We start from the raw sequence: 26,977 nt of genomic DNA on the forward strand, positions 1-26,977 counted from the left end.
CGCGTTAGCCTGAGAGCTGGCGGGGCCGGCAAAAGCCACTTGGCGATCAGAGCCCGTAAGAACGCGAAATGGTGTCTATCTCACCGCTTTCCTGCATGGCCTGGTAAGCTAAATTCAGGGCTTTGATCAAGTCGGGATCAGAGTCCTTGTTAATGGCCAGATACATCGGGGTTTCGCGGAAAACCAGAACTGCCTCAAGGCCGGTCACGTCGGAGGCATCGGCGGCCAGGTAGGGGCCAGCCAGGCCATCGGCCACCCATAGATCGATCTGATCCTGTTCCAGCCGCTTGGCATTCAGTCCATTGTTGGTGATGGCGGAAACGTCGAATCCTTTGTCTTCCAGGTATCCCGTCATCACATCGCCTTTGTAGCCACCAATACGGTAGTCACGGGCATCCTCAAGATTGTCCAGTTTGATGCTGGAGCCGGGCTTGGCAAACAGGGTCCACTTGATGCTGGAGAGTGGTCCCACCCATTCAAAGAAGGGCTCCCGTTCGTCTGTCTTGGATACGCAGTAGATACCGTGGTCTTCGTGCCGTTGGGCGCGGTTCATGCCATAGCTGAGGTCACGCAGTTTGATGCTGTAGTCGACCTTGGCATTCTCAAGAACAGCTTTGAGTACATCGGTGCAGAGGCCGGTGATTTCGGATTCTGAATGGGCAAAGGGCTGACCGCTGGTGGTCATGTTATAAGGAGGATATTGTTCGGTGTAAACGCGCAGTTGCTCGGAAGCGGTGGCACAGCCGGCCAGAACGAGCATGGCAGCAAGAAGTCCGAGTTTCCCTTTCATGAGGATGCTCCTTTTTCGGTTCAGAATTTGGGAGTTCACTATGGTATTCAACCGGTGTTCAATGAGGCAGCTCGGATTGTTCTTCTTTACAATGGCGCGCCACTCTGTTTTAAGGATTTGTAATGAAGATGCCCGTTGTCACAGTAACGCTGGTTTCTGCCGCATTGCTCTACGTATTGTGGGACCAGACCAGGGGAACCCCGGCTCCGGCCAGTGCAGAGCGTTTCAGTAACCTGGCGACCAGCCCTGCAAGCCGGGGGGAGGTACTTGATTTTGTGGTCAGCCGGGTTCCCGTTTTTTGCAGCGAGGCGACGGGACGGGATAGCGGGGAGACATTCAACGATTGTGTGCAGCGAGCAAACAGTCGATCCTCATCCTGCCGGCGAACGATGGTCGGCCAGTTTCCGGATAACGTGATGTCGGAAGCGGTATTCCGGGATCTGTCGATTACCATGATCAATTGCCTGGTGCCTCAATCCGGGGTGGTGCAACCCTGAAGTAACGACAAGACAAGGAAACGTCCATTGGAAGCATTACTCTTTCTCGTTATCGGAGCTGGCGTGCTGCTGGTGCCTGTGGGCTCACTTCTGGGCTTTCTGGCGTTCCGGCAAAGAGACCGTCACGCCTCCCGGGTCGAGGATCTGGCTCTGGAAGTCGCCGACCTCCGGGCAGAGGTTTCCAGGCTTCGCGATACCGGGGTTTCTCTGCCGGATCCGGTGACGCCGGCCACCCCGGATGTGCCGGCGGATGTCGGGTACGTGCGGGAGCCAGCAAGTTCGGTGGCAGAAACGACAGACGCAGAGACATCTCGGGAGCCGGTCGCGGAAGACACAGCAATTGCCGTTCCCGTGAATCGGTCGGATGCTCTGGTATCCCGTGGCGTGGCGGCATTCAAAGCCAACTGGATGGTCTGGATTGGCGCGCTGAGTGTCAGTCTTGCCGGGATCTTTATGGTGAGCCATTCGATTTCCGCCGGACTTATCGGACCAGTGCATCAGTTGCTGATGGCGTTGCTGACCGGGTTGGGGCTGCATGCAGGCGCGGAATATCTTCGTCGGCGTCACATGGGTTCGGATCAGGTCTTTGCAGCACTGACCGGCGGTGGCAGTGTCACACTCTATGCAGCCTTGTTGGCGGGCGTTCATCATTATGGATTGATCGGGCCCGTACCGGCGCTTTTCGCGCTGGCACTGGTTTCCGTCGCGACCATGTTTCTGGCGCTTGTGCATGGCCCATTACTGGCCATTATGGGGCTATCGGGTGCCTATCTGGTGCCGCTGCTGGTCGGGGGCGAAGGCGGAAGTGCCGTCTTTGTGCTGAGTTACAGCGTTGTGATCACCGTCAGCTCCCTGCTGTTGATGCAGTATGTCTACCGTCCCTGGCTTTGGTTTGGCACCCTGGCCGGCGCCGGACTCTGGTGGCTTCTGGTTGCCGTTAGTGGACGCCACGGCCTGGCGGTGTCCTGTTATCTTCCCGTGCTTTTCCTGTTGTTTTCGGTCTTGCCCGGAGATGGCCTGCTTCCCCTGCAGCGTCGAAGAGACGCCTTGCTGGCAACACTGTTGGCCTGGGGAGCGTCTATTGCCTGGCAATCGACGGATGATCCCGCTTTTCTGGCGTGGCTATGGATGCTACCGGTCGCCGTATTGTTGCCCCAAAGCCGACAGCGACTGTGGTTTTTGCCCTGGGCCGCGGTGTTGGCCACGTTTGCCGGCTGGCTTGTCTATTCTGCCGATCTGAGTCAGGACGTTCTGTTCAGGCCGTTGGGACAGAGTTTCCAGCAGCCCTTCATCACCTATCTGATTCTTGCCTCTGTGCTGGTGGTATTGAGCGTCCTCTGGCAGTGGCGGACGCAGCTGGAGCTGAGGCGGTGGGCGTCGCTGGCGATGCTGGCGCCCGTTATCTGGCTGTTACTGGGGTGGTTGCTTGTTCAGGGCGGGCAGGCTGCAGGCAACTGGGCGTTGGTCGCGCTCCTGGCGGCGGCGGTCTATGGTGTCGTTGCCTGGCGCTTGGAGCACTCGCAAGGTTATCGCGTTGGCCTGGTCTGGGCGATACTGGCTGCCCACGCGTGCTATTCCATGGCGGTTGCCATGTGGTTGCAGGAAGCGTCAATGACATTGGCGCTGGCCACTCAGTTCGTCAGCCTGGTCTGGCTTGGACGCCGATACCAGGCGCCCGAGCTGTTCCTGATTCTCAAGGTTTTACTGGCCATTGTGGTGGCGAGACTGACCTTCAATCCATGGTTGCAGAGCTACGATGCGGGTGGGCATTGGTCCCTTTGGACCTACGGAGGGGCCACGCTGTTTGCTGGCGCTGCTACCTGGCTGGCCAGAAAGGAGGCCATTCGGCCCTGGCTGGAAGCTGTCACCTTGCATCTGCTGGTTCTGTTCCTGGGCGTGGAGCTTCGTTACTGGCTATACAATGGTGATATTTTTGCGCGGCAATATGGCGTCACCGAGGCGTCAATCAATACCGTGCTCTGGGGCGCTTTGAGCATCGTCTACGTTTTCCGGTCCAGGGTCGCGGGAACGCTGGGGTGGCTTTACCGGTTGCTGGCGAGGGCACTGACGGTGATCGCTGTTCTGAGTTATCTCGTTGTTGCCGTGGTGCACAACCCCTGGTGGACCGACGGCACTATTGGCAGTACTCCGGTATTCAATCTGCTGTTGCTGGCGTATGGCGCGCCGGTCCTTCTGGCTCTGGCCAGCGCTCGATACTCCGATCTTGTGCCCGTTCGCTGGTCTCTTTGTACGGCTGCAGTGGCTTTCGGGGTGTTCACTTTGCTCGAAATCCGGCATCTGTGGCAGGGCAGTGCGATGACTCTGTCCAGTGGAATGGGGGAGGGCGAGCTCTATACCTACTCGGTGATTGGTATGCTCTACTCGATTGCCGCGATCCTTTGGTCCACACGTAACCAGAGCGAACTGCTGCACAAGGCAGGAATGATTCTGCTTGGTCTGGTCATCGGCAAGATCTTTCTGGTGGATATGGCCGGGCTGCAGGGACTGTGGCGGGTTGCTGCCTTTATGGGGCTGGGGCTGGCGCTGCTTGGCCTGGCGTGGATGTACCGGCGAACCTCTGGCTCCGGGAAGGCGTCAGAATCCTGAGACCGTTGATCGGGATTTTGGCGTTGCCCATGACCGGTGTTCGCTATACAGTTAACAAACACTCACTTAATTCTGGCAGTAGATGAGGAAATCCAGGTGACAGAACTCGTAACTTACGAACTGAACGACGGCATTGCCACCATTACCGTGAACAATGGCAAGGCTAATGCTCTGAGCCATGAGGTATTTGACGCGCTGAATGCCGCGCTGGACCAGGCAGAGCAGGATAAGGCCATTGTCATTCTCACGGGCCAGCCGGGGATGTTTTCCGGCGGCTATGATCTCAAGGAAATGCAGAAAGGCCCGAAAGAGGCCATGGCGCTGGTTAAGGTGGGCTCTACGTTTACCCGTCGTCTGGCTGCATTCCCGCTGCCGGTTATTGCCGCCTGCAGTGGCCACGCCATCGCCAAGGGCGCGTTCGTTCTGCTTTCAGTGGATTATCGAATCGGGGTAGAGGGTGGCTTCAAGCTGGGCCTGAATGAAGTGGCCATTGGTATGACCATGCACCATGCGGGCATTGAGATTGCGCGCCATCGTATGCCGGCCCCTTACTTCTACCGCTCGGTGGTAAACGCTGAGATCTTTAACCCGGAAACGGCTATTGCGGCCGGCTTCCTGGATGAAATTGTGGCGCCGGAACAGTTGGCGGAGCGCGCCACAGCGGTGGCAACGCAAATGAAGCAACTGAACATGCGCGCCCACAAGCAAACCAAGCTCAAAACCAAGGCCGCTTATCTGGAGAAGCTGGACTGGTGCATTGAGCAGGATGCAGCCCACTTCGACGTACTGGGCTGATCCCTGCCGGGGCCACCTGTCTGGTGGCTCCTGTCGCTTCAGTTGGTTTCCCGGTAGTTCACCAGATCGTAGCGCTTCTGGTAACTGCCGTTTTCTCCCGCACACAGCAATCCCGCCTGGACCGGGCAGCCCTGATCGTCAAGCATCAAGGTGCCGATATTGCGGTCACTGGTCAGGAAGAAGTCGCTGTCTTCCGGCAGCAGGTAGCTTTCCTGGTTTTTGCCCAGTAACTCTCCGATCCTGTTGATGGCCCTCAAGCCGATATTCTCACCCATGGGTACGTTGTTGCAGGCGCTGCTGCAGATCTGCCAGAGAACGGGCCCCTGGCTGGTTTGACGTCTTCGGGCAAAGGCGTAGTGTACGTCGCCAGAGAAAACCACCACATGCTCAACACCGGGTAACTGACAGCAGGATGATTTCAGAGCCTCGAGCGATGCCGTGTCCGCACTCCAAGGTTCCCGATCCAGAGTGCGTTTGAACATGGGAAAATTCAGCTGCAGGTATTCGATATGACTGAACCCGTAGGTGGGGGTCGGTGAGACCACAATCAGCGTGCGACACTGATGAAACCCGGAGAGTCGCTGGCCCAGTTGCTGGATCTGCTGATCAGACATCAGGCCAAGGGAGTGTTTGCCTCGCTTGCTGAATTCCCGGTGCGTGCGGGTATCCAGCACCGCCACCGGCGGTGTCTGTTCCAGTTCGTAGCCCCAGTACCGCTCAAGCAACCAGTCCCATTCTTTGTGGTCGGCTGGCGTATCCTGTTCGAGAAGCGTTTTGAGTTTTGCCACTTCGGACTTCACCAGAGAGGGCTGATTGCCCCAGTGCTGGCAGAGGAAGTAAGTCTGCAGAGCGTTGATCAGCACGTACCGGCCAATGGGCGTGGTGCTCAGTTGCCGGGCGTTCTGTTTCGAGATGTTCCAGTCGTCGGTGACTTCATGGTCATCAAAGATCATGTAGGTCACCGTGTTGGCGAGCAGTTGGCGGACCTCCGAGCGGGCCAGATTTGCAAAGCCAGACAGATTACGGTGGTCTTCTGCGTGTTGTCTCTCCGTGTAGACATATTGCACCGGCGGGTTCCGGCCATCCCGGGTATTGGCAGGCTGTTTGGCAAGCCGTGGCTTGAGTTCGTCATGGCCCTGGAAGTCGAGGCCGAACTGGTGTCCGGCGCCTGAGAAGGCAAACAGGTACATGCTCAGGTATTCGGCCCGGGTCAGCAGGTGGGAGCTTTTGGCGCTGGAGCTGAATCCGTAGGGGCTTCGGGTTACCCAGTGACGGTCATCCAGTTTCGACAGCCGGTGCAGGTCTTTGCCCGCCGGCAGGTTTTTCAGATCATCGGCCAGTCCAAGGTGTTTCTGCAGCTTGCCCAGATAATCCAGCAGCAAGGGTGACACATCGTCGGCGTAGATCTGGTCGCCGGTCAGAAACAGCTGGCTTGGCCGGCTCTCCTTGCGAAGATTCTCCGCCAGCAAACGGGCGCCCCGGGCGAGTTGGTCCGGCTTTTTGTCTTGTCCCGGGGAGTGAGGGCGCCGGCAGGAGGCCTGAATGAAATGCCGATGTTCCCGGGGCAGGTAAACACTGGGCAGCTTGTCCGTGCCAGGGCAAAGTGTCGCCAGCAGCTGGCTGTCTCCAAAGGGCTCGCCATCCAGTACTATTTCATAGAAGAGCTCATTGGTTTGGTGATAAGGCTCGGCGTTGTCGAGGGGAAGGTCCGTCGACAGCATGCAGATATAGCAGTTATCGCCTGCTGGTATGAACTCGGCGTCGCAGTCTCTGGTAACTGGTGATGCTCTGGCATCATCCAGATAGGTATTCAGTTGAATGCTCTCGGGACGCTGGTCTAATACCAGCCATAGGTTGAGCACGGTGCGATTGGAGTGGCGTACGATAGGGCCGCAGATGATCATGGGAAACTCCTTTCCGGTATGTGAATCCTTTCGGGGGTAATGCCCGCTTTGTTGTTGTCATTAAAACGTGCAGTATATCTGATCAAATTAACCGCAGGGATCGCAAACGCAGTGTTTATGCCGCCTGTGATCGCATGTCCTTGCCTTGCTAACAAAGTTATCCACAGAAAGTGTGGGTAAACACACAAAGGAATGACCATTTCATGACCGATAAACCTGCAAAAGCTGTTTCTGCTTCAGCTATTGAAAAGCATGTGTATAAAGTGTTCCCCAACGACATGAACTCCCACAATACGGTGTTCGGGGGCATGATCATGGCGAAGTGTGACCGCTTGGCACTGGTGGTCGCGGAGCGGCACTCGGCCCATGTCTGTGTGACGGCGGCGGTGGATTCCATTCATTTTCGCGCTCCCGCCAAAGGCAATGACACCTTGTTGTTCAATCTGTCGTTGAACCGTAGTTGGGGCTCCTCCATGGAGATCGGTGCGAAAGTGGAGGCCGAGAACAGCTATACCGGCGAGACTCGCCATATTCTGTCTGCCTTCTTTACCTTTGTGGCACTGGATGAACACGGCAAGCCGGTGGATGTGCCCCAGGTAATCCCGGAAACCGAGGACCAGAAGCGCCGTTATGCCAAGGCACAGATACGCCGTGAGGGGCGTTTGCGCACCCGGGATGAATTGTCGAAGGCGAGTGGCTGAGGGCTATCGCATATTACCGCCAGTCGTGGTATACCAGCGCCCGTGATGACTAACTATTCTGGAACCGGATGTCATGCCTAAAGCAAGTGAAATCAAAAAGAATCAGGCGGTTGAATACGAAGGCCGCGTCTATTTCGTGAAGGATATCGAGCGCTCCGTGCCCCAGGGCCGTGCCGGAGGCAGCCTTTACCGGATGCGCATGTACGATGTGGTCACCAACCAGAAACTGGATGAGACCTTCAAGGACTCGGACATGCTCAATCTGGCCGACCTGGTGCGCCGGGAAGCGACCTTCTCCTACGCTGATGGTGATGAGTATGTGTTCATGGATACCGAAGACTTTACTCAGTACATGCTCAACCGCAGTGCCATTGAGGATGAGTTGCTGTTCATTACTGAGGACACCCAAGGGGTAATGGTGATTCTGGTCAGCGAAAACCCGGTGGCCATTGACCTGCCGCCGACGGTGGAACTGACCATTGAGGAAACCGACCCGTCCATCAAGGGTGGCTCGGCAACCGCCAGAACCAAACCCGCCCGCCTGACCACAGGCCTGGTGGTACAGGTTCCTGAGCACATTTCCACGGGTGACCGAATTCGCGTGAACGTGGAAGAGCGCAAATTCCTCAGCCGCGCCTGATGATATGGCAAGAGGTCAGCCGATTGAGCTGACCTCTTGTGCGCTGAGATGGCGGTAGCTGCCAGGCTCTAGCCCATCCACAGTCAGCCCGCCCATGCTTTCCCTGTGCAATGAGGTCACCCGGTTGCCCACGGCGTGAAACATGCGTTTTACCTGATGATAGCGACCCTCGTAGATCGTCAGCCGCACTTCCCGCTCTCCTAATGGCTCCAGCGACGCGGGCGAGGTTCTGAGTTGTTCGTACTCGAACCAGATGCCTTCCCTGAACCGATCCTCTGTCTCCGGTGAGATGGCGTAAGCCGTGGTTACCCGGTATACCTTGGGGATTTTAACCGCCGGTTCGGTCAGCCGTCGGCTCCAGACCCCGTCACTGGTGAGGATCAATAGTCCGGTGCTTGCCCTGTCCAGTCGCCCTGCGATGTGCACATGCGGCCGAAGCAATGGGTCAATCAGTTCCATAACGGTGGGATGCTGGTCATCCCGGGTGGCGCTCAGATAGCCCGATGGTTTATTCAGCATCAGGTAATACGAAGGGGCCGCGCTCTGGATGATTCGCTGGTCAACGCACACTTCACGAAACCGCGGGATGTCAAGGTCCGGATCATGGCAGCGCTCGCCATCAACATGAACACGGCCGGCGGCGAGCAGGGCCTTGGCCTGTCGGCGGCTAATACCGTTCTGATTGGTGAGTATCCGTAAGAGCTTCATGTTGTGCCCGACAAAAAAGGAGCTCCGAAGAGCTCCTGGTGTGCTGTCTGATTTGCCATCAGCTATCGGCTGTGTCGCCCTCCCAGCGGGCAATCTTCTCACGGTCCTGATCTGACACCACGTCTGATTCCAGTGATGCCCGTTGCTCTGGTGCAACCAGGCCCTGGGCAGCCATATCCCCGGTTCTGCGCGCTTCCTGCTCCTGGCGGATATAGTCGAGCCGCTGTTCCCGGTCGGCCTGCTTTTCGCTCTTTATTTCGTCGTTGCGGCGACGGAACTGGTCTTCCAGGTCGCCAACCACGCTGTTGATGAATCCATCGCATGGCGACAGGGACAGCAGATACCTCGGCTGCTCCAGGTTTTGCTGGCCAGAGACCGCAAACGTTGAGCTGACCGCTTCGGTTGCCAGAGCGAAGTAAGTGGCGTCGAAACTGAAGACATCCTGTTCACTGGACGCACTGTGACGGTCGGCGCCGCGGTAATGAGTTGCCCGCATCACCGTGCCTTCACAGTGCATATCGAACAGGTTGGACTTGAAGAAGATCTCGGCCCAGAACAGATGGCAGATTCTGGACAGTGTCCGGCCGAAGCCGAGCAATAGCAAGCTGGCAAGCAGGATGGCGGCAGTGGCGCCTGCGGGGATGAACAGCAGGTTCAATGCCTGGTCGACATCGAGCCGGGTAGCGCGAAGCTGATCCAGAGCGTAAACATGGTCCATCACGCGATCGGCACCCAGCCAGAGCAGCAGGGCACCCGCCAACAGGAGTATCTGGCCAGCGATGGTTCCGCTTGCCCGGGCCCAACGCAGGGATTTTGGCTCTTCGCGGTCTTCGACAACAGGTTGTATCTCGACCAGAAGGTCGCCGTTGAATTGCTCATTCTCCCGGTTGGCATCACCGGTGTCGTTGCTGTCCAGATATACCCGGTTCGGCAGCTCTTGCTGACGTTTTTGCATCAACACCAGGTCGCGCAGCGTCGTGAAAATCTGGCGTGGGTGCAGATCGAATCGCCAGCTGTTGTTAAGTTCAGAGCTGCTGGTTGCGATGGGCACCATGCCAATGCGTGCTTTGATTAAAACCACCGCAATGGCCGCTGTCGCCAGAGCACAGACGATAGTCAGGGTCAGCAGGGACCCGGTACGGAAAACCGGTTCAAGCAGGGGCATCAGGCCTGCCAAATCCTGGCGGGCACTGACGTGCAGACTGTCCCAGAAGCCAAGCCAGCCCTGGGCAGTCAGTATGGGCACCGCGATGGCACCGATGATCACCAGCGCCAGTCCCTTGCTGGTGGTCTGGCCCAGAGTGGTCATGTTACTGCGGGACAGCGGGTTACCGAGTTTGACCCACAACAGTCCCAGGTACACCAGCAATGACGCTTGCAGGATCAGTGAGATAACCGTGCTGCCAACATCCGCGCCTTCGGTGCCCGAGAACACCATGGTGACCACCAGGCTGGCCACCAGAAAGGCGGCGATGGCCACGAAGCTCTTGGTCAGTTTCATGGCCAGATTCTGAGCGACGTTGCGAATTGGCCAGGGGGTGACAATCAGGTTGGGAAAGACCGAGTGAACCGCCCGGGCGAACCAGCCGGTGGGCTCGATAAAGGTCGGATTGCTCTTGCTCATGAGCATGTTGTGGAGCATTTTGGAGTTATACAGGGTCGGCTCGCGTTCGTTCACGGCTTCACGGGCAACGTTTTTGGCCAGTGAGGCCGGTGCGGCGCGGCCCACGAAGAAACGCATGACCTGGAACAGGCCTCCGCCCAGCGCCTTCAACCCGCCCATTACAAACAGGCCGCCGATCAACAGGTTAACCCAGGCCCTGGGTTTGTCGGTACCAAGCAGGGGTTGAATCTGAAACAGGAGATAGACGCCAATCGCCAGCAGAATTGCACCACGAATGGACCGGACCAGCCCTTCGAACCGGAATGGATTCCGGATGTTGAGTTTTTGAGCTCCGTACTCAAATGCCATGCTTTGTTCCTTTACATGAGTAAGAGAGGGTGTAGAGAGGCGCAGAGTTTAGCCTGAAAACTGTGAACAATTACCGGCAATTACATAAAAAAATGTAAAACGGAGTAAGATTTTTCGTGGTCGGTAGAGGGCGGATTTTATAAGACCCGGATTTTTTTCATTAGCGCTGGCCATCCAACCGGCAGTTGTTCTTCCAATGCCTTGAGGACTGAGTCGGGTATCTGCCAGGGATCAAACGCCCGATTACAGCCATAGATAACCCAGTTGTTGGTTTTGCTTTTGAAGGTGAGCAGACACGGGAACTGGCGTTTCAGCTCGCGCAGCAGATTACCGCCCGGCTCCGGCATGCGGTGATAGTTAAGAACGAGCCAGCCGTCAGGTTTGAGTGCCCGGGCACAGGCCTTGATGAACCGGCGTTGGGCTTGAAGGGGCGACATCCGGTCTGCGCTGTACAGATCCGTGACAATCATGGCGGTGCTGGCCCCCGGAAGCGTTTCCAGTGTATGCCAGGCATCGGCGACGGTGACATGAAGGCGCTCATGTTGCGGGAACGAGAACCAGTCCCGTGCGGTCTCGAACACCTTTTGACGCAACTCCACCACATGAACCTGACTGTCGGGTAACAGCCGGTGTATGCCGTGGGCGACGACGCCTGCGCCCAAACCAAGCACAGTGATGTGGTCGGGCCTGGCGAAGGCAATGGGCAGCAGCATGGCACGGCTGTATTCGTGGACGGGAACATGGGGTGCCCGGCGCAAAATTTTGCTTTGCTCAAACACGGAATCAAAACTGAGAATCCGGTGTTTGCGATCATCAATCACCAGAATATTGCCGTAGCGGTCGTTGGCGACATGCACGATATCGCCCTTGATATCGGGCCGTTTGATGATGGTGCCCATCAGTTGGCGGCGTAGCGCTGGTGCAGGATACCTACACGTTCCACGTAGGCTTTGGTTTCCGCGTAAGGCGGAATGCCCCTGTAGCGGCCAACGGCGCCGGGGCCGGCGTTATAGGCGGCGGTCGCCAGGCGAGTGTCACCATTAAAGCGTTTGAGCATTTTGGCCAGATAGTCGACACCGCCGCGGATGTTTTCGCTGGCCTCCAGCGGGTCTTTTACGCCCAGTTCCTGTGCCGTCCCCGGCATCAGCTGCATCAGTCCCTGGGCACCGACGGGTGAAATGGCCTTGGGGTTGAAGGCAGACTCGGCATGGATAACGGCTCGCACCAGGGCCGGGTCAACATTGAATTCAGCTGCCGCGGTCTGGATTTCACTGCGGTAGGGGCTCAGGAACAATGGCGTTTTGTGCCAGTCGACGTTGGATTCCGGGTCACAGGCGTAGCAGTGGAAGCGGATAACATCGAAGTCGGCGTTGCCCGGGCGCTGACTGCTGTAGGCCACGACACCGTGCTCGTCGGTGTAACGATACACGGTTTCACTCTTGGTGGAGGCTCGTGGCTGGCTTTTGCTTTTCACATTGGTGAATTCCACCCGTCCGTCCGGATGCACGATGCGTTTGATGCTGTCGGCATGGGCCGTCGCTGCCGCGAGAAGGAGTCCGGTGACAAGGGCAATGGTGACTCTAGTCGTCAGGGATGTACCGCTGAAATTCATCAAGAACCCGAAGCATAGTTTCTGAATGACACACTACGTCTATTATCGCGGTAGATGGCCGTTCAAGTGTAGGAGTTTCGTGCCTTCATGATACCGATTGTTCATGGGGTCACAAACTGGCCGTTGTCTTCAGGCATCGACAGCACTCGGTCCGGCCGGCGGCGGAATTCGCTTGCCCGACCAGTTCTCCAGCAGCCGGCAGGCAACCAGGTCGCCGGTCACATTGATGGCGGTTCGGCACATATCCAGAATTCGGTCCACGCCCATGATCAAGGCAATACCTGCGGCTGGTACACCCACCGATTGCAGTACCATTGCCAGAATGACAATGCCAACCCCCGGGGTAGCCGGCGACCCTATGGAGGCACCCACTGCCATGGCGACCACCAGGGCCATACTGCCAACACTGAGGTCGATGCCGTAGACCTGGGCCAGGAAAACGGTCGCGACGGCCTGATAAAGCGCAGTGCCATTCATGTTGATGGTGGCGCCCAGGGGGACTACAAACTGGGAAACCGAGGGGCGCACTCCCAGTTTGTCCTCTGCGGTACGGATAGACAGGGGCATGACAGCGGCGGAGCTGGAGGTTGAGAATGCCAGCAGCAAGACATCACGGGTATCCCTCAGGAACTGCAGTGGCCGTACACCTGCCAGCAGTTTGAGAATGACCAGATAAAACCCCATCAGGACGGCGAGGCCGAACAGCACCGTTGCCACATAGGAGGCCATGCCAATCATGGCACGAAAACCCAGGGTAGTTGTGAGTTGCGCCATCAGGCCAAACACGGCATAGGGCGCAAGGCGCATGGCCCAGCGAACCACGGTCATGCAGATTTGCTGCAGTGAATCGAGCAGGTCCAGCATCGGTTTGGCTTTGTCGCCCGACATACTCACCAGCGCAACGCCGATGATGATGGAGAAAATCACCACCTGCAGCATCTGCCCTTCCACCATGGCGTCCAGGGGGTTACCGGGCAGAAGTCCAATCAGTGTCTGGGGGAGGGCGTCCAGGCCGGGGATGTCGGCGGCCACCGGCGCGGCATCGGCTGGCGGTGTGGTCAGCCCGGTCATCAGATCCCCCGGGTTAACCAGGCCGCCCACCCAGAGCCCGATGGTGGCCGCAATGGCGGTTGTAATGACAAAAAACAGGGTAACCCGGGTCCCCATTTTCCGGAGTTGTTCCAGGTTGTCGCTGGCGGCCAGTCCTCGCACCACCGAGGCAATCACCAGTGGTATGACGATCATCTGTATAGTGGCGAGGAAGAGTTGCCCCGGAAACGCCAGCCAGTTGCCGATCAAGGTGCCTGTTTCCGGTTCGACCAGGCCGACCGAAGGACCAAGCAGTGTGCCCACCACCAGACCAAGCCCCATGCCAATGAGCACTTTAAGCCAAAGCCTGCCTTTGACCAGTGTGGCCAGGTAGACGCTCAGATGGCGCAGCGAGCGAGGTGCATTGTCGGTGGTCTGAGCTGGTGTGTTATCCATGATCAACGTGTCCGTGTTGCCGTTTTTCTGTGTCGGTGACAGGCAGAGATCGGGCCTTTGAAGACAATAACCATAGGATAGTCAGGCAAACTATGCATCTGGATCAATTTCTTTGTGATTCCGCTTCGGTCCACGACTGTTTGGGCTAAACTGCAGAGAACGCTGACGATAAGGAGCTTTTATGCCGTTCTCTCCAAACCACCTTGCTGAGCTGAACCTGTTGCTGCAGTTTCCGTCCGCCTCTACTCAGGAGGGCATCAAGGTGCACGCTCACAGTGCGGCGCCGGAAACGCTGCGCGCGGCGGAATCCTTGTTTGCCAAGGGGCTGATAAGCCAGAAGGATGGTGGTTACCTGACGCCGCTTGGTTGCGAAGCGGTGGAGTTTACCCAGAAGCTTCAGACAATGCTCACCGCCCCATAGGGTGACTGTGGCTCTGTAATGGCAAGGCTGTACCTGTTCCCGGCCTGATTGGCCGGGTATAGTCGAGGCTCTTTTTCCAGCCTCTGCCAGGACTTATGCCACCGATCTATTACTCCTTTTTTGTGCCCGCCCTGTTTGTCTGGTTGTGGAGCACCGGGTTCATTGGCGCCAAGTATGGTCTGCCTTATGCGGAACCCTTTACCCTGCTGCTGATCCGTATGCTGCTGACGCTGGTGCCGTTGGCTATTCTCGCCGTGGCCATGAAATCCCGTTGGCCGGGCTGGCGTGGGGCCGGGCATCTGGCGATTACCGGGTTGTTGGTGCAGGGAACCTATCTGGGCGGGGTGTTCTATGCCATCGATCAGGGCATGCCCTCGGGCCTGGTCTCACTGATTGTTGGCTTGCAACCGCTGGTAACAGCGCTGGCAGCCGTTCTGATTCTGCGGGAGTCGGTTGCTGGCAGGCAGTGGCTGGGGCTGGTCATGGGGCTGGCCGGAGTGGCGTTGGTGCTGGCGGAAAAGTTGGGCAGCGGTGCCAATGGCGGTAGTTTTTCACCGGTCACCATTCTGTGGGCAGGCTTGTCGTTGATCGGCATTTCCCTGGGTACGGTCTATCAGAAGCGCTTCGGAACCGGAGTGGACCTGATATCTGGCACCATGATTCAGTACACAGCGGCTGCAGCGTTCTTCGCGATTGGTGCTTTTACGCTGGAGACCCGGCACATCGAATGGACAGTGCAATTCAGTCTGGCGCTGGGATGGCTGGTGTTCGGGCTGTCGGTAAGTGCCATTCTGATTTTGATGTGGCTTATTCGTCGTGGTGCGGCTTCGCAGGTGGCCAGTCTGTTTTATCTGGTGCCACCGGTAACGGCTCTGGAAGCCTTTATTCTGTTCAATGAGCGGTTGGGGCCGTTGGCCATTGCCGGGGGAGTGGTGGCGGTAGCCGGGGTGGCCCTCGTGGTTACTGGAGGGCCACGACCGTTAAATCGCTGATGCTATACCTTTGGCCCCTTACCGCGCAGGGCGTTAACGACCAGCGACACCACCAGAAGCACCAGAAAGACGAAAAACAGTATCTTCGCGAAGCCGGCTGCTGTGCCTGCAATACCGCCAAAACCCAGAATACCTGCGATCACTGCAATTACGAGACAAACAATAGCCCAATAGAGCATTTCGTGTCCTCCTTTCAAGGGTTGCTTTTTAACCGTGGCACAGGGCTTCCAGGTACGCAATTTTCAGCGGGTTTTGTGGAGGGATGGTAACGGCCCCGTCATTTGGCCATCGCCGCAATAGAGTTCTTTTCAGTCCGTTTTTCGGGTCGGAAACACCGACGTGGAGAGTGTTGGCTGACAGCCAACGACACCTCGTGCCTGCTCGTGGGCATGCAGGTACCAACGCTGGCCGCCTTCCGGAAACGTGGTGCTGTCCACCTGAAACTCTGCGGTGCCCACGGTTGCAGGAATCGGAGTGCCATCGGCATGGCGGTAGACACAGCTGGTACCGAGGGTTACAGGCCGGGCAACGGGCAGCTCAATAAAGCCGTCGCTGCGCACGGTCGGCGCTTCTCCATTGATGTCGGTAATCTTCAGGCAGGGGCCAAAATGAATACGATCCTGGTCGCCGACGGGTTCCTCCAGACAGTGTGTGGCCTTGAGAAAAACAACATTACGGTTGGCCCCTTCCTTTGCGTTCGGAAGGTTCTGGCATCCGGACAGTACGATGGCCGAGATCGCCAGCATTGTAAGCTTCAGTCTCATCAGAGGCTCCTTGGTGTCAGTGACGCTTTACCCTCAGAATCTGCACGCAGTGCCTGCAGCAAACGGCGGTCACGATCATACACATCGTTCCGGAACTGGAGAACGCCGGCCGGATCAATCCAGGTGGTCCAGTATTGCAGGTACACAGGCACCGGTTCCGATAGCACTACGGTTGCCGGTTCGGCGGTTGCCAGGGTCTGCTCAATTCGCTTTTTGTTCCATCCGTTGGTGTTTGCCAGCAATCGTTCGGCCAGCTCAAAGGGGCGTTCCAGACGGATGCAGCCGGAGCTCAGGGTTCGCTCCAGCCGACTGAACAACGATTGCGCCGGGGTATCGTGGAGGTAGATATCGTACTGGTTCGGGAACATGAATTTGACCTGGCCCAGCGCATTCTGGGGGCCGGGCTGCTGAATCAGCTGGTAGGGAAAGTTGTTCTTCGAGAGTTTCGTCCAGTCGATTTCTGCTGGATCGACTTCGCTCTGGTTTGCGCCCCAGCCTCTGAAAACCTTGAAGCCCAGGCGCTCCAGATACTCCGGATCTGACCGTATGATCGGTAGCTGGTCTTCGATCATCAGCTTCCGGGGTACCGTCCAGGTCGGATTGAAAACCAGGTAGCGAATGCGATCGCTGAATACTGGCGTCTGCCGGTATGGCCTGCCAACAATTACCCGTTGGCGATGGACCTGCTCGCCGCTCTCTACGAGCACCAGCTCAAAACCGGCGATGTTAACGACGACATAGGTTTCTCCCAGGGATTCCGGTAACCACCGCCACCGTTCCAGGTTGGCGTCCAGGCGGTATATCCGTTCCAGGGGCAACAGGTTCAGCGCTGTCAGAGTGTCCCGGCCGACGATTCCATCTGGTTCCAGGCCGTGTCGGGCCTGGAATAAGGGGATCGCAGTGGCCAGGGCGTCGTCGTAGTGTTGGTGATTCGAGGCTTCTGGCGAGTCGCCGGAGAGGTCGCCCAGCATTGCCAGGCGACGACGAATGTCGGGTATGCGGTTATCGGTATCGCCTGGTCGGATACTTGGTCCCGAAACGATAGCCGGCCAGTCTGCGCCGATCAGCTCACCCAGCGCTTTACGTCGTTGTACCAGTTGATGGTAGGCCGCAGAGCGGGGTTTGAGATCCTGCAGAGTGGTGTAGACGGTGCCGCTGGCCAGGGCTTCGGACAAGACCGACTGCATCTCCCTTTGCTGGCGGTTGGCGGTCCATTCCGCATGGATGGTTGTGGGGTTGACCTTGCCGTGGTGCAGGTGGGACGCCAGTAGCAGGAAGGCATCCGAGAGCACAAGGTCAAGGTCGGTCTGTAATTCCTCGGCACTGTCATTCAGGTCTTTCAGGGCGAGTGCTGCAAGGGTGTCGTAGTGGTAGTCGCCGGGGCTGAGACCGTCACCGGCCACTGCCCGGATGGCTTCGAGTAATTCCCTGCGATTGCTCGGGTCCTCCCAGGCCAGCGTGTACCCTCTGGCTTCGTAGAATCGCGTCAGTGCTTCCTTGGCATATAGCCGGGATTCCAGCACCGATACCGGGTAACCAGCCTGCAGGGCTTCAATGCGGTTGATCAGTCCATCATTGCCCTGGGCCCTGGCCGGAACCGCAAGCACCAGAGCCAGGAGAAGCCAGTACAGGGTGAGTGGGTAACGAGCTTCCTGCATTCTGCGCCTCCATTGCGGTGTACGATCAAAGGCTGTCCCTGTGGTGTCCGTAATGCCTGGGCAGTCTATCTGACGGCAGTATAGCCTGATCGTTCAATCCCGGTAGGGGCAAATCGCGGTTGGCTTCTGCCGCCCGACGCTGCGGGCGGCAATGGCTGGGGCTTAGCCGGCGCGCCCAAACATACGTTCAAGGAAACCCAGTTCCCTGACATCGGGCACAGGCAGTTCATCCACCTGCTCCATGGCCTGGCGCCAGAATACCTCAGGGGTGTCCAGGTGCTCCACGGTCTTGCGTTCTTCCGGGCTGTAATGATTGTGTTCCCCGGTCATGCCGGCGTCGGCCAGGGACTCTGTCCAGAGGTAGATCGCCGAGCGGATGGTACGCAGCAGGCGGCAGTAAACTTCACGGCTGAGGTTGATCGCCAGTTCCGCCTTGAGGTTGATTTGCTTTTGCACATGGGCCATGTCGTCTTTGTCCAGCAACGCCCGATGACCATTGCCTTTCTTGCAGTTCAGGCACACCTGCTCCAGGGACTTGATGCCCTCCGGAAGGTTCAGGTGACCGTATTCCGCGGTCTGGCGCTCATCCACCGGCGCTGGAATCCAGCCGTACTGGGGTGATTTTGCAACAATGTGACCGGGCAGGTCGCGTCGGTAGGGCGGGGCCTTGTCCTTGTCGGTGTAGCCATCAAATTCTTCCCGCAACCAGGCCGCCATTTTCCGGTGGCGTAGCATGGTGGCGAGAGTAATGGCCGAGGGTACGATGTCCGTTAGCAGGTCGCTGGCGTCCTGGGTACGTTCCTGAAGATGATCCACGGATGTTGACATGGTCTGCGCTCCATTCGGGCCGGTTTATGGGCCCTGATCTTTTTGTTGTTGTCTGGTTCTCCTGTGTCGGTATCGGGAGTAACCTATGGTTAAAAAGTAGTCAGTCCCGGGTGTTCGCACTGTTGTAAAAAAGTTATGCCTTTGTAACGACAGGTAAGCATGAGGAGGGACGCCTTATGAACAAAGACGGACAAGATCTGAGTGATATCCGACGGGCCATGGTCCGGTGCCAGCTGGTGCCTCGGGGTATTTCCGATGGACGGGTGCTGGAGGCCATGGAGCGCGTGCCCAGAGAGCAGTTTGTCCCCGAACATCTGCGCTTCGAGGCTTATGAGGACCACCCGGTACCCATTGGCCAGGGTCAGACCATTTCTCAGCCCTACATCGTTGCCCTGATGGCAGAAGCTCTGTGTCTCAAGGGCCGCGAGCGAGTGCTCGATATTGGCACCGGTTCGGGCTACGCCGCCGCCGTCCTGGCCAGTCTCGCTCTGGAAGTTTTTTCCATTGAGCGTATTCCGGAACTGGCGGCCCAGGCGCGCAAGAATCTGGACCGAACAGGCTTCACCCAGGTGCATGTGAAATGCGCAGACGGTACGTTAGGCTGGCCAGAGGCGGCGCCATTTGATGGCATCTGCGTGGCTGCCGGAGCCCCTGCGGTGCCGGCGGCCCTCAAGCAGCAACTGGCGGTCGGCGGGCGGCTGGTGATTCCGGTGGGCACAGAGGGCGGCCTTCAGGAACTGCTCTGCATCACCCGACTGTCGGATTCCGAGTATGAGCAGGCGAGCTACGGCGATGTTCGCTTTGTCCCGCTGCTGGGTGAGGAAGGCTGGCCCTGAAGCCTTCCCTGGTTTAACTATGGGTGCTCTCGAAAATCCGATCGGCGGAGGCGGCAACAAAACCGCTATAGAGTTTGCCGTTGGCCATTGGGTAGCGCTTGGCAAATTCGTAAAAGCAGCTCGGAATGACTGCGTCCTGGTCGCTAAAGTGCGCGGTAACACGGTCGGCCATAGTGGACGACTGTTCCAGGCAGTCCTGCGGTGAACCTTTCACTTCTCCACCACTGGCATTCACGGAAAAACCCTGTTCTTTCAGCAGCGTGTTGATGTCTGGTACCGAGTGAATCGTGTCCAGGTGGTTTATGCTCACGGTAAAGTGGTTGGCGCGATAGCCCCAGGCTGCCAGCCAGCCGGCGTATTCACTTTCCTCAAGAAACTGTCGATAGGTTGAGTAATCCAGATTCCAGTGTCGGCCTGAGTAGAGAAAGTCATCAGCCTGCACCCTTTTCGGGTCGATCTGGTCTACCAGACCCTGCACCACCGCTTGTAGCTGGTCTGAGCATTGTTCGACCAGCAGTTCGGAGATAAACACTTTTGGCACCTCCGGGTCCGGGTGCTCGTAATGCCGGGCGTATAGCTTCTTGGCTTCAAAATGGTATTCGCCACCGGGTTGGTAACCTAAAGCCAGAAAATGCGCAGCCAGGGCGTCCAGACCCACCGGCGCCAGGTTGAAGGTTCTCAGGGCGATGTGATCATTCACGATGGCGGTGTTCTCGCGCTCGGCCAGCAGGCCATGAATGCGGTCTGCCGAAGGTGTTACGGCCCGGTAGTCTTCCCAGAGCGCGCGAAACAGGGTGTCGACGTCAGAGTGCATAGTGAACCTCCGCAGAATCTGTGACATGGATTGAGGCCGCCGGAATGGCTTGCTGGCCCAGGGGCAGGGTTCGTACCGATGCGCCCACACTGAGGCCCAGCGCATCGGCCTGCTTGGTTGAAAGCTCGATCCGGCCGCTGGCCAGGGCGTGAATGTCTGTATTCACAACCATCGCTCGAAAGTCCTCGAGCCCGGTATTGGTCACAAGCACCGGGCGGCCTGTGTCTGGAAGGTGTTGGTTTCCGGTTGTGCTGATCTCTGCCGACATCAGTGCAGCTCCCCGGACACTACGGATGTTATCTGTCCGGCATTCAACGGTGGGGCCGGCGTCGAACAGATCCACCATTCCACGATGGCGGAACCCCTCTGCCTTAAGCATGGCCAGCGCGGGCCTGGTGTCCGGATGCACCTGACCGATGACAGCCCGGGCCGGGTTGCTCATCAAATGAGTGTAGAGCGGTAATGAGGGCATCAGGTCCTCGACGAAGTCCAGTGAACCGGCACCCGCCAGTTGCGTGACCTGGCTGAAATCCAGATCAATAAAGTGATCCCGCAGCCAGTCCCAGAAGGGCGACTGGCCGTGTTCATCGGCCACACCCCGCATCTGGGCAATGGCCAGGTTTGGAAAGCGGTCCAGATGTTGGGCGATGAAGGCGAAGCGGACTTTGGAGAGTAATTTGCCGGCATTGGCGCGGCGAAAAGCCGGGCGCAGATACAGTGAACAGAACTCCGTACAGTTCCGATAGTGCACGCAGCGGGTGAGCGCGCCCACGGAGCGCCGGAGCCCCAACTCTCTGGAGTGATGAGTGAGGGTGCTGTGGCGAAAATGGTAAAGCGGTTGCGACCGGCCGGTTCCAGAGGTAATGCCGGTTGTACCCATGATCTGCCCGGAAGTCTCCTCTTCAAGCACAAACAGGTAGCGTTGTTCGCTGTGGTCGACGGCCTGTGAGCGGAAGCTGCGAATTGAGCCCTCAATTTTTCGGGATAGCCGGTCTTTGTCCGGCATCAGGGAAGTAAATCCCGGGCCGGACTCGCAGGCTATCTCGTACAGATCGTTCAGGTCGTCATGACGAACCGGGCGAATAATCATGGCGGCACCTCAAAATTGTTTTTTATCAGTATGAGTGCGTAAGCCGCCGGTTTGCAGTGTCAGAATGTTCGAAATGATCTATTGTTTTGTTGAAATGATAAGTTTAGGGATCAAAATGACAGAAAGTCGCGATCAGAAACTGCTTGCCCTGCTCCGGCGCAATGCCCGTACGAGTGTGACCGAACTGGCCAAAGCACTGCACGTGTCCCGATCGACGATTCAGAATCGCATTGCCAGGCTGGAGGCCAGCGGTGTCATTCGAGGCTATTCGGTGATCCTGGGAGGGGATTATCTGGAAGGGCAGGTGGAAGCCCACGTGTCTATCAAGGTCCGGCAGAAGCTGACCGCACGAACCAACACGGAACTGGAGCGTATCAGTCAGGTGGCACAGTTATTTGCCGTGAGCGGGGAATATGACCTTATAGCGATTGTCCAGGCCCGTACTCTGGAGGAGTTAAGTAAGGTGCTGGACGACATCGGCAATCTCGAAGGCGTCGAACGAACCAACTCAGCCGTCGTGCTGGAAACCCGCTTCAAACGTTAGCGTTTAACGGTCAGGAACCGAGCATGCCTGCCCAGGCGCTGTAGAGAAAGGCACCGGAACCGACCAGAATCAGGGCCCAGGCCGGAAAGATCAGAACAGAGCGCGTTGACGATTTCATAACGACCTCCTGAGGTGATGACAATCTTTACGCTGCAACTTTCAATCTAGACCAGACTTGACGGATGTCACGAAGTATTTTGAGTGACAGGTCTCAGATTCGAGCTAAACGGCCAATCACCGGGATTGTTATTGCTATTGAGGGGGCCGGAAAGTTGGCTAGTATGGAGAGGAAGAAAACAATAACAAGGACGCACAATGGCCGTAGATCCGAACAAGCAGACTTCGCTGCATTGCCTTTATTACTGGGCAGAGCATACTCCCGACAACGTTTTTTTGACCCAGCCATACCCCGACGGGCGCGTTGAAGATATTACCTGGCGTGAAGCCGCCGACCAGGTGTCGCGCATGGCCGCTCACCTGAACACGCTGGGGTTGCCTCAGCGAAGCAATATCGGGATTCTGGGCAAAAACAGCGCCCACTGGATTCTGTCCGATCTGGCCATCTGGGCAGCAGGGCACGTCAGCGTGCCGCTCTATCCAACTCTGAATGGCGAGACCGCAGCCTATATTCTGGAACACAGTGAAGCTCAGATGCTGTTTCTCGGCAAACTCGATGGCACGGCCGATGGCTGGCATGACATCAAGGGCCATATTCCCGAGCAATTGCCGATTATCTCGCTACCGCTGTCGCCCCGGGACGACACGCCCAAATGGCTGGACATTATTGCCGAACAGTCCCCGGCAAAGCCCAAAATGCCGGATCCCGATGATCTGGCCACTATCGTCTATACCTCTGGCAGCACCGGGCGGCCGAAAGGCGTGATGCACAGCTTCCGGACCATGATCTCGGTTGCCGACGGGCTGCAGCAGCTATTCCCCGTCTCGGCCAGCGAACGTATGTTGTCCTACCTGCCCCTGGCCCATGTGGCCGAACGGGCGGCGGTAGAGACCCAGTCGCTGTATTACGGTTTCCATCTGTACTTTGCCAACTCGCTGGATACCTTTCAGGAAGATCTGCAGCGGGCCCGACCAACCCTGTTCTTCTCGGTGCCGCGCCTGTGGATGAAATTCTACCTGGGGGTGAATGCAAAGTTGCCGCCCAAGAAGCAAAAACTGCTGTTCAATATCCCGATTCTGAACACGCTGGTTAAGAAGAAGGTGCTCAAACAGCTGGGGCTGGATCATTGCCGGGCGGCACTCACCGGTGCGGCTCCGCTCTCAGCAGAGATCATCGGCTGGTACCGAAGCCTTGGCCTGGAGTTGTTGGAGGTCTACGGCATGTCCGAGAACTTCGGTTATTCCCATGCCAACCGTCCGGGCCAGGCCAAGGTGGGCACAGTCGGTATGGCCAATCCGGGTGTTGAGCATCGGATTGGAGAGGGCTGCGAGGTTCAGGTCAGGAGCCCGGGCCAGATGCTCGGCTACTACAAGAATGAGGAAAAAACCCGGGAAGACCTGACGGATGACGGTTTTCTCAAAACCGGTGACATGGGTGAAATTGACCGTGACGGATGCCTGCGCATCACTGGGCGGGTAAAAGACCTGTTCAAAACCTCAAAGGGCAAATACGTGGTGCCGGTGCCTATCGAGAACCGGTTCAATCACCCCAAGGCGGAAGTGGTGTGTGTGGCCGGTGCCAACCAGCCCCAGCCGTGCCTGATGGTACTGCTTTCCGAGGAAGCCCGCGATGAACTGGAGCGGGGAGGCAGTCGCAGCGAGCTGGAACAAGAGCTGGCGGATGAACTGGATTCCGTGAATGCGGAGTGTGAGTCTCACGAAAAGGTGGCCTTTGTAGTCGTGGTGCGTGAACCTTGGACCATGGAAAACGGGATGCTGACACCAACCATGAAGATCAAACGCAATGTCATCGAGGATTTCTACAACCGTAAGATGGACGAGTGGTTTGAGCAGAAACGCAAAGTGATCTGGGAATTCTGACCGGGTATAAGCGAACAAAAAAACGCCGGCATGGAAACATGCCGGCGTTTTTTATTCAGCAACCCCGAAAGGCGTGCAGTCTGTTTTAGTGGCCGCCCTGAACCTGGGGCATATCCTGCGCCACGGCTACCGCCTTGCGATTGAAAATTCGCACCTTGCGGCTGATAAACTGCATCGCCTGCCTTGCGGCAGCGCGGGTATACTGGCGCCTGACCTCAGTACTGTTGTGGAGGATACTGGACGGCAGCGGTTTAACGGTTGCGATATGGTTCTGAGTCATAGCGCCTTCCTCCTTCATCTGGTGGATTGTTAGCGATCTATCTTTAATTTACGTTCAATTTTAAGGATTCTTTTTTGCAGCTTAAATACGTTAAAATCCGTACCCTTGTTGCAAATATGCAGTGATTATGGACTGGGATTATCTTCGATATATAAGGGCCCTTGCAATAGGCGGAACGCTTGCAAAAGCCGGTGAAATTCTGGGTGTTCACCAAACGACTGTTTTACGGCGACTTGATCAGATGGAAGAGTCGCTGGGGGTGCAATTTTTTGAGCGTAACCAGAGTGGATTGCAGCTCACCCCCGTGGGAGAAATGGCGTTTCGGGAGGCTGAACGGCTGGCTACCGATATGGAAAACCTGGAACGCAAACTGGTGGGGGATGATTCCGCACCGGTAGGCAAGGTCAGGGTGGCCGCCGAAGACGTGATGATGAATGAGCTGCTCAGCCCGATTCTGGCCGAGATGGTGCGCACCTATCCCGAGATTGAGCTGGAAGTTCTCACCGATAACGATGTGGCCAATCTCAGCCACCGGGAAGCAGACCTTACCCTTCGGCCGGAGAACAAACCCCAGGCAACGCTGGAGGGTGAGCGGATTGCGGCTATTGAGTCAGCGGTCTATGGCGCCGCAAAATACTGTCGCCGGCACCGGAACATGGATATCGAGAATCAGCCGGAAGGCTGTACCTGGATACTGCCGGACGAATCCTTCAGCCACCTGGCAACGGGGCGCTGGTACCGTAAACAGCTGAAAAACGTCACGTCCGTGATTCGCTGTAATAGCCTGCAATCCATGCATGCCCTTGCCCGGGCCGGGGCGGGCCTGGCGGTACTGCCCTGTTATCTGGGCGATGCGACAAAGGAACTGCGGCGGCTGTCTGATCCTCTGGAGGGCGAAAGCATCGACCTCTGGCTCCATGTAAACCAGGATACCCAGCAGATGGCCCGGGTCAGAATGGTCATGGAGTTTCTGGTAGAGCGCTTGCAGGGTCTGGAGTCGGTGATCGAGATTTCGGGAGCCCTGTAGCTCAGTCTTCAGCCGAGCAGAACGGCCAGAACTGGTACCAGCGCCAGCACTGGAACTCCGCTTCGCACTGCTGCAACTGGTTGTGGTAGCGGTAAGCCCTGGCCCGGACCCGGCTGGCCAGGGCCTGAAGCTGCGGCTTGCGGTCGAAGGAGCGCCGGGCATAGCCGGTTCTGCCTTCATGGTAGGCCAGGTACAGTTCCCTCGGGGCGGTATAGGGGATACCCAGTTGCTGGTGGCTCAGGCGGTTATACCAGCCGACGAAATCCAGGGCATACTGCATATCGCTGCGCACCGTCAGCCAGTCACCATCGTTTGCTGCCAGGTATTCCTGCCAGGCTGGATCAAGGGCCTGGGCGTATCCGAAGGCTGTGGTTGGTCTTGCCCACGGAATCAGACCCCATAGCCGGGTACGCGGTGGTCTGGCATGGCTTCGAAACGATGATTCGTAATAGACAAAGGCCATCTGGGTGGCAATGGGGGTTCCCCAACGTTGTTGTGACGCGCTGGCATAGTCGTACCAGACCGGATGCTCCCGGAAAATGTCGCAAAGATTTTCCGGTCTCGCCGGGGGATCCGGAGCCAGCAGGCTGAAGCGGAGCGTGGCCCAGATCCCGATCAGTAAGCCGGCCACCGGTGGCCCATACCATTTGGCCAGGCGAAGCCAGCGTGCTTTTTCAGCCTTATGGCGGCCCTTTTTCTTTCGGCCTGACCTGTTGCGTATTCCTACCAAACTGTCATCTCCTGAACCCCTGGATTGCTTGCTGCCAGCCTTGGGCCCATGGCATAAGAGAGTCATTGCATTAGCCAGGATGATAGGTAAATGAAGCGATTGGCCCTAGTTAAACCTGTTTTAGTCGTTGCCATGCTTGGCGTGGGCTCAGCTCAGGCGGCCCCGGATGCCGCCAGTGTGCTCGAAGCCTCCCCGATTGACGACATTGTTGAGCAATACCCGGCGATGCTAAGCCAGGGTATTCGGGAAGGGCTGAAACAACGCGGCCAGGTGCCGCCCATGGTGGCGGATACCGTTGGCTATGTCGTGAGCAGCAGTTTCAGCGCCGACAAAATTGAGCAGCAGATCATTACCGATCTGCAAGCACAGCTGACGGACGAACAGCTTCAGGCGGTAAGTGAGTGGTACCAGACACCCGTCGCCCGAAAAATTTCGAGCGCAGAGATTGCCGCCTCGGCGCCGGAAGCCTGGCCGCAGATTCAGGCCAGCGCGCCGGAATTGAATCGAAAGTACAAAGGGACTCCCAAAGCCGAGATGTTCGATCGATTCGACCGGGCCGCCCGGGCAACCGAAAGCGCGGTGGATACCACCATAGCTGTTCAGTTGGGGTTGGCCACTGCCATGTCGGCGCTCAGCAGCGAATCAATGCATTATGAGCAATTGGAGCGCCGTATCGAAAACCAGCGAGGAATGCTTCGGGGTGTGGTTGGCCAGCAGGTCTACGACAGCTATCTTTATACCTACGACAAGGTCAGCGCCCAGGAGCTGACACTGTACCTGGATTTCCTCGAAAGCCCCGCCGGTAAGCAGTTTTCTCAGGTTGTGACCAGCAGTATTCAGCAGGCGATCATGGAGCCGGTGGAAAGCATCGGAAGGCAGATATCGAGGTTTATGGCACCGCCGGCAGGATCGGAGTAGGACGCACTCCGGCCGGCGTCGGAGATATTCCGAACACCGGCCGGGCCAATCATCGGATCAGCTGCGGCTGGTGACTTCCAGCAGGTGGTAGCCAAACTGGGTCTTGATGGGGCCGATCACAGTATTGAGCTCGCTGTTGAAAACGGCTTTGTCGAACTCCGGCACCATCTGGCCCGGGCCGAAAGAGCCCAGATCGCCGCCATTACGGCCGGAAGGGCAGGACGAGTGCTGCTTGGCGACTTCGGCGAAATCCTGGCCACCTTCGATCGCTTTCTTCAGTTCCTCACACTTGGCTTCACTGTCTACCAGAATGTGGCGTGCGGTTGCTTGTGCCATGATCAATTTCCTGTCGTTGGGTGAATGGAA

Annotated in this window: 28 protein-coding genes; 12 read left to right on the plus strand and 16 right to left on the minus strand. The window is 57.5% G+C overall.

The features are described 5' to 3' along the window. Positions 1–46: 46 nt before the first annotated feature. On the minus strand, positions 47–790 hold the full coding sequence (locus tag ARC85_RS14245; RefSeq protein WP_286715212.1) for a substrate-binding periplasmic protein: 744 nt from the start codon (positions 788–790) through the stop codon (positions 47–49). 122 nt (positions 791–912) lie between these two features. Between ARC85_RS14245 and ARC85_RS14250 the strand changes: the two genes are divergently transcribed. The 3 genes from ARC85_RS14250 to ARC85_RS14260 all read left to right on the plus strand — a co-directional run bounded on the left by ARC85_RS14250 (position 913) and on the right by ARC85_RS14260 (position 4,689). Then, positions 913–1,287, plus strand: a complete 375-nt coding sequence (locus ARC85_RS14250) for a hypothetical protein (RefSeq protein ID WP_153740975.1) — start codon at positions 913–915, stop codon at positions 1,285–1,287. Between the two features lie 27 nt (positions 1,288–1,314). Beyond that, positions 1,315–3,894 carry a DUF2339 domain-containing protein gene (locus ARC85_RS14255; protein ID WP_286715214.1) on the plus strand — a complete coding sequence of 860 codons (2,580 nt, stop codon included), beginning with the start codon at positions 1,315–1,317 and terminating at the stop codon, positions 3,892–3,894. Between the two features lie 96 nt (positions 3,895–3,990). Beyond that, positions 3,991–4,689 (plus strand): crotonase/enoyl-CoA hydratase family protein, encoded by a 699-nt coding sequence (locus tag ARC85_RS14260; protein WP_219193720.1) that lies wholly within the window; start codon positions 3,991–3,993, stop codon positions 4,687–4,689. A gap of 38 nt (positions 4,690–4,727) precedes the next feature. Here the strand turns inward: ARC85_RS14260 and ARC85_RS14265 are convergent, their stop codons facing one another. Then, complete coding sequence (locus tag ARC85_RS14265; RefSeq protein ID WP_199452392.1) at positions 4,728–6,593, minus strand: alkaline phosphatase D family protein; 1,866 nt, start codon at positions 6,591–6,593, stop codon at positions 4,728–4,730. A 203-nt stretch (positions 6,594–6,796) separates the two neighbouring features. Here ARC85_RS14265 and ARC85_RS14270 point away from each other — a divergent pair, with 203 nt between their 5' ends. Together ARC85_RS14270 and efpL are read left to right on the plus strand one after the other, a co-directional pair. After that, the gene (locus ARC85_RS14270) at positions 6,797–7,294 is read left to right on the plus strand and encodes an acyl-CoA thioesterase (protein ID WP_011786352.1); all 498 of its coding nucleotides are present in this window, start codon (positions 6,797–6,799) and stop codon (positions 7,292–7,294) included. Between the two features lie 73 nt (positions 7,295–7,367). Continuing rightward, positions 7,368–7,934: an elongation factor P-like protein EfpL gene (gene efpL / locus ARC85_RS14275; RefSeq protein WP_011786351.1), complete on the plus strand. Its 567-nt coding sequence runs from the start codon at positions 7,368–7,370 to the stop codon at positions 7,932–7,934. Positions 7,935–7,949: 15 nt separating this feature from the next. Here the strand turns inward: efpL and ARC85_RS14280 are convergent, their stop codons facing one another. The 5 genes from ARC85_RS14280 to ARC85_RS14300 form a co-directional block, all read right to left on the minus strand. Then, positions 7,950–8,642, minus strand: coding sequence for a pseudouridine synthase (locus ARC85_RS14280; protein ID WP_011786350.1), 693 nt, complete (start codon positions 8,640–8,642; stop codon positions 7,950–7,952). Positions 8,643–8,700: 58 nt separating this feature from the next. Beyond that, positions 8,701–10,614 (minus strand): hypothetical protein, encoded by a 1,914-nt coding sequence (locus ARC85_RS14285; protein ID WP_286715217.1) that lies wholly within the window; start codon positions 10,612–10,614, stop codon positions 8,701–8,703. A 137-nt stretch (positions 10,615–10,751) separates the two neighbouring features. Continuing rightward, the gene (locus tag ARC85_RS14290; protein WP_286715219.1) at positions 10,752–11,513 is read right to left on the minus strand and encodes a spermidine synthase; all 762 of its coding nucleotides are present in this window, start codon (positions 11,511–11,513) and stop codon (positions 10,752–10,754) included. Further along, positions 11,513–12,226 (minus strand): lytic transglycosylase domain-containing protein, encoded by a 714-nt coding sequence (locus ARC85_RS14295; protein WP_114434134.1) that lies wholly within the window; start codon positions 12,224–12,226, stop codon positions 11,513–11,515. Before ARC85_RS14295 ends, ARC85_RS14290 begins: the two co-directional genes overlap by 1 nt. A 129-nt stretch (positions 12,227–12,355) precedes the next feature. After that, on the minus strand, positions 12,356–13,711 hold the full coding sequence (locus tag ARC85_RS14300) for a dicarboxylate/amino acid:cation symporter (protein WP_114434135.1): 1,356 nt from the start codon (positions 13,709–13,711) through the stop codon (positions 12,356–12,358). Between the two features lie 181 nt (positions 13,712–13,892). Between ARC85_RS14300 and ARC85_RS14305 the strand changes: the two genes are divergently transcribed. Together ARC85_RS14305 and ARC85_RS14310 are read left to right on the plus strand one after the other, a co-directional pair. Continuing rightward, positions 13,893–14,132 (plus strand): TIGR02647 family protein, encoded by a 240-nt coding sequence (locus tag ARC85_RS14305; RefSeq protein ID WP_011786345.1) that lies wholly within the window; start codon positions 13,893–13,895, stop codon positions 14,130–14,132. Positions 14,133–14,227: 95 nt separating this feature from the next. Continuing rightward, a complete protein-coding gene (locus tag ARC85_RS14310; protein ID WP_011786344.1) occupies positions 14,228–15,124 on the plus strand; it encodes a DMT family transporter in 897 nt (298 codons plus the stop codon). A gap of 2 nt (positions 15,125–15,126) precedes the next feature. Here ARC85_RS14310 and ARC85_RS14315 read toward each other — a convergent pair whose 3' ends face one another. The 4 genes from ARC85_RS14315 to ARC85_RS14330 all read right to left on the minus strand — a co-directional run bounded on the left by ARC85_RS14315 (position 15,127) and on the right by ARC85_RS14330 (position 18,374). Further along, positions 15,127–15,303 carry a DUF1328 domain-containing protein gene (locus ARC85_RS14315; protein WP_011786343.1) on the minus strand — a complete coding sequence of 59 codons (177 nt, stop codon included), beginning with the start codon at positions 15,301–15,303 and terminating at the stop codon, positions 15,127–15,129. 129 nt (positions 15,304–15,432) lie between these two features. Then, complete coding sequence (locus tag ARC85_RS14320; protein WP_199452390.1) at positions 15,433–15,888, minus strand: hypothetical protein; 456 nt, start codon at positions 15,886–15,888, stop codon at positions 15,433–15,435. Further along, entirely contained in the window at positions 15,888–17,546 is a 1,659-nt protein-coding gene (locus ARC85_RS14325) for a L,D-transpeptidase family protein (protein ID WP_278350313.1), read from the minus strand. The genes ARC85_RS14320 and ARC85_RS14325 overlap by 1 nt, the downstream gene beginning before the upstream one ends. A 162-nt stretch (positions 17,547–17,708) precedes the next feature. Beyond that, a complete protein-coding gene (locus tag ARC85_RS14330; protein ID WP_278350312.1) occupies positions 17,709–18,374 on the minus strand; it encodes an AbiTii domain-containing protein in 666 nt (221 codons plus the stop codon). A gap of 176 nt (positions 18,375–18,550) precedes the next feature. Here ARC85_RS14330 and ARC85_RS14335 point away from each other — a divergent pair, with 176 nt between their 5' ends. After that, positions 18,551–19,210, plus strand: coding sequence for a protein-L-isoaspartate(D-aspartate) O-methyltransferase (locus tag ARC85_RS14335; protein WP_278350311.1), 660 nt, complete (start codon positions 18,551–18,553; stop codon positions 19,208–19,210). A 13-nt stretch (positions 19,211–19,223) separates the two neighbouring features. Here ARC85_RS14335 and ARC85_RS14340 read toward each other — a convergent pair whose 3' ends face one another. Next, entirely contained in the window at positions 19,224–20,024 is an 801-nt protein-coding gene (locus ARC85_RS14340) for a DUF1338 domain-containing protein (RefSeq protein ID WP_278350310.1), read from the minus strand. Further along, on the minus strand, positions 20,014–21,114 hold the full coding sequence (locus ARC85_RS14345) for an arginine N-succinyltransferase (RefSeq protein ID WP_011786332.1): 1,101 nt from the start codon (positions 21,112–21,114) through the stop codon (positions 20,014–20,016). The genes ARC85_RS14340 and ARC85_RS14345 overlap by 11 nt, the downstream gene beginning before the upstream one ends. A gap of 115 nt (positions 21,115–21,229) precedes the next feature. Between ARC85_RS14345 and ARC85_RS14350 the strand changes: the two genes are divergently transcribed. Further along, complete coding sequence (locus ARC85_RS14350) at positions 21,230–21,658, plus strand: Lrp/AsnC family transcriptional regulator (protein WP_014422248.1); 429 nt, start codon at positions 21,230–21,232, stop codon at positions 21,656–21,658. A 315-nt stretch (positions 21,659–21,973) separates the two neighbouring features. Beyond that, entirely contained in the window at positions 21,974–23,656 is a 1,683-nt protein-coding gene (locus ARC85_RS14355) for an AMP-binding protein (protein WP_153740988.1), read from the plus strand. An 85-nt stretch (positions 23,657–23,741) separates the two neighbouring features. On the opposite strand, the gene ARC85_RS14360 is transcribed toward ARC85_RS14355, so the two are convergent. Further along, positions 23,742–23,936: a hypothetical protein gene (locus ARC85_RS14360; RefSeq protein ID WP_014422246.1), complete on the minus strand. Its 195-nt coding sequence runs from the start codon at positions 23,934–23,936 to the stop codon at positions 23,742–23,744. 127 nt (positions 23,937–24,063) lie between these two features. Here ARC85_RS14360 and ARC85_RS14365 point away from each other — a divergent pair, with 127 nt between their 5' ends. Further along, positions 24,064–24,963, plus strand: coding sequence for a LysR family transcriptional regulator (locus tag ARC85_RS14365; RefSeq protein ID WP_153740989.1), 900 nt, complete (start codon positions 24,064–24,066; stop codon positions 24,961–24,963). A 1-nt stretch (position 24,964) separates the two neighbouring features. Here the strand turns inward: ARC85_RS14365 and ARC85_RS14370 are convergent, their stop codons facing one another. Beyond that, complete coding sequence (locus tag ARC85_RS14370; RefSeq protein ID WP_286715222.1) at positions 24,965–25,693, minus strand: transglycosylase SLT domain-containing protein; 729 nt, start codon at positions 25,691–25,693, stop codon at positions 24,965–24,967. Positions 25,694–25,783: 90 nt separating this feature from the next. On the opposite strand from ARC85_RS14370, the gene ARC85_RS14375 reads away from it, so the two are divergent. Beyond that, positions 25,784–26,611, plus strand: coding sequence for a DUF2059 domain-containing protein (locus ARC85_RS14375; RefSeq protein WP_153740991.1), 828 nt, complete (start codon positions 25,784–25,786; stop codon positions 26,609–26,611). A 57-nt stretch (positions 26,612–26,668) separates the two neighbouring features. On the opposite strand, the gene ARC85_RS14380 is transcribed toward ARC85_RS14375, so the two are convergent. Beyond that, a complete protein-coding gene (locus ARC85_RS14380; RefSeq protein WP_008939100.1) occupies positions 26,669–26,947 on the minus strand; it encodes a peptidylprolyl isomerase in 279 nt (92 codons plus the stop codon). Positions 26,948–26,977 lie beyond the last annotated feature (30 nt).

It is taken from the genome of Marinobacter sp. tcs-11 (assembly GCF_002049515.1).
In the GTDB taxonomy this organism is placed as follows: Bacteria; Pseudomonadota; Gammaproteobacteria; order Pseudomonadales; family Oleiphilaceae; genus Marinobacter; species Marinobacter nauticus.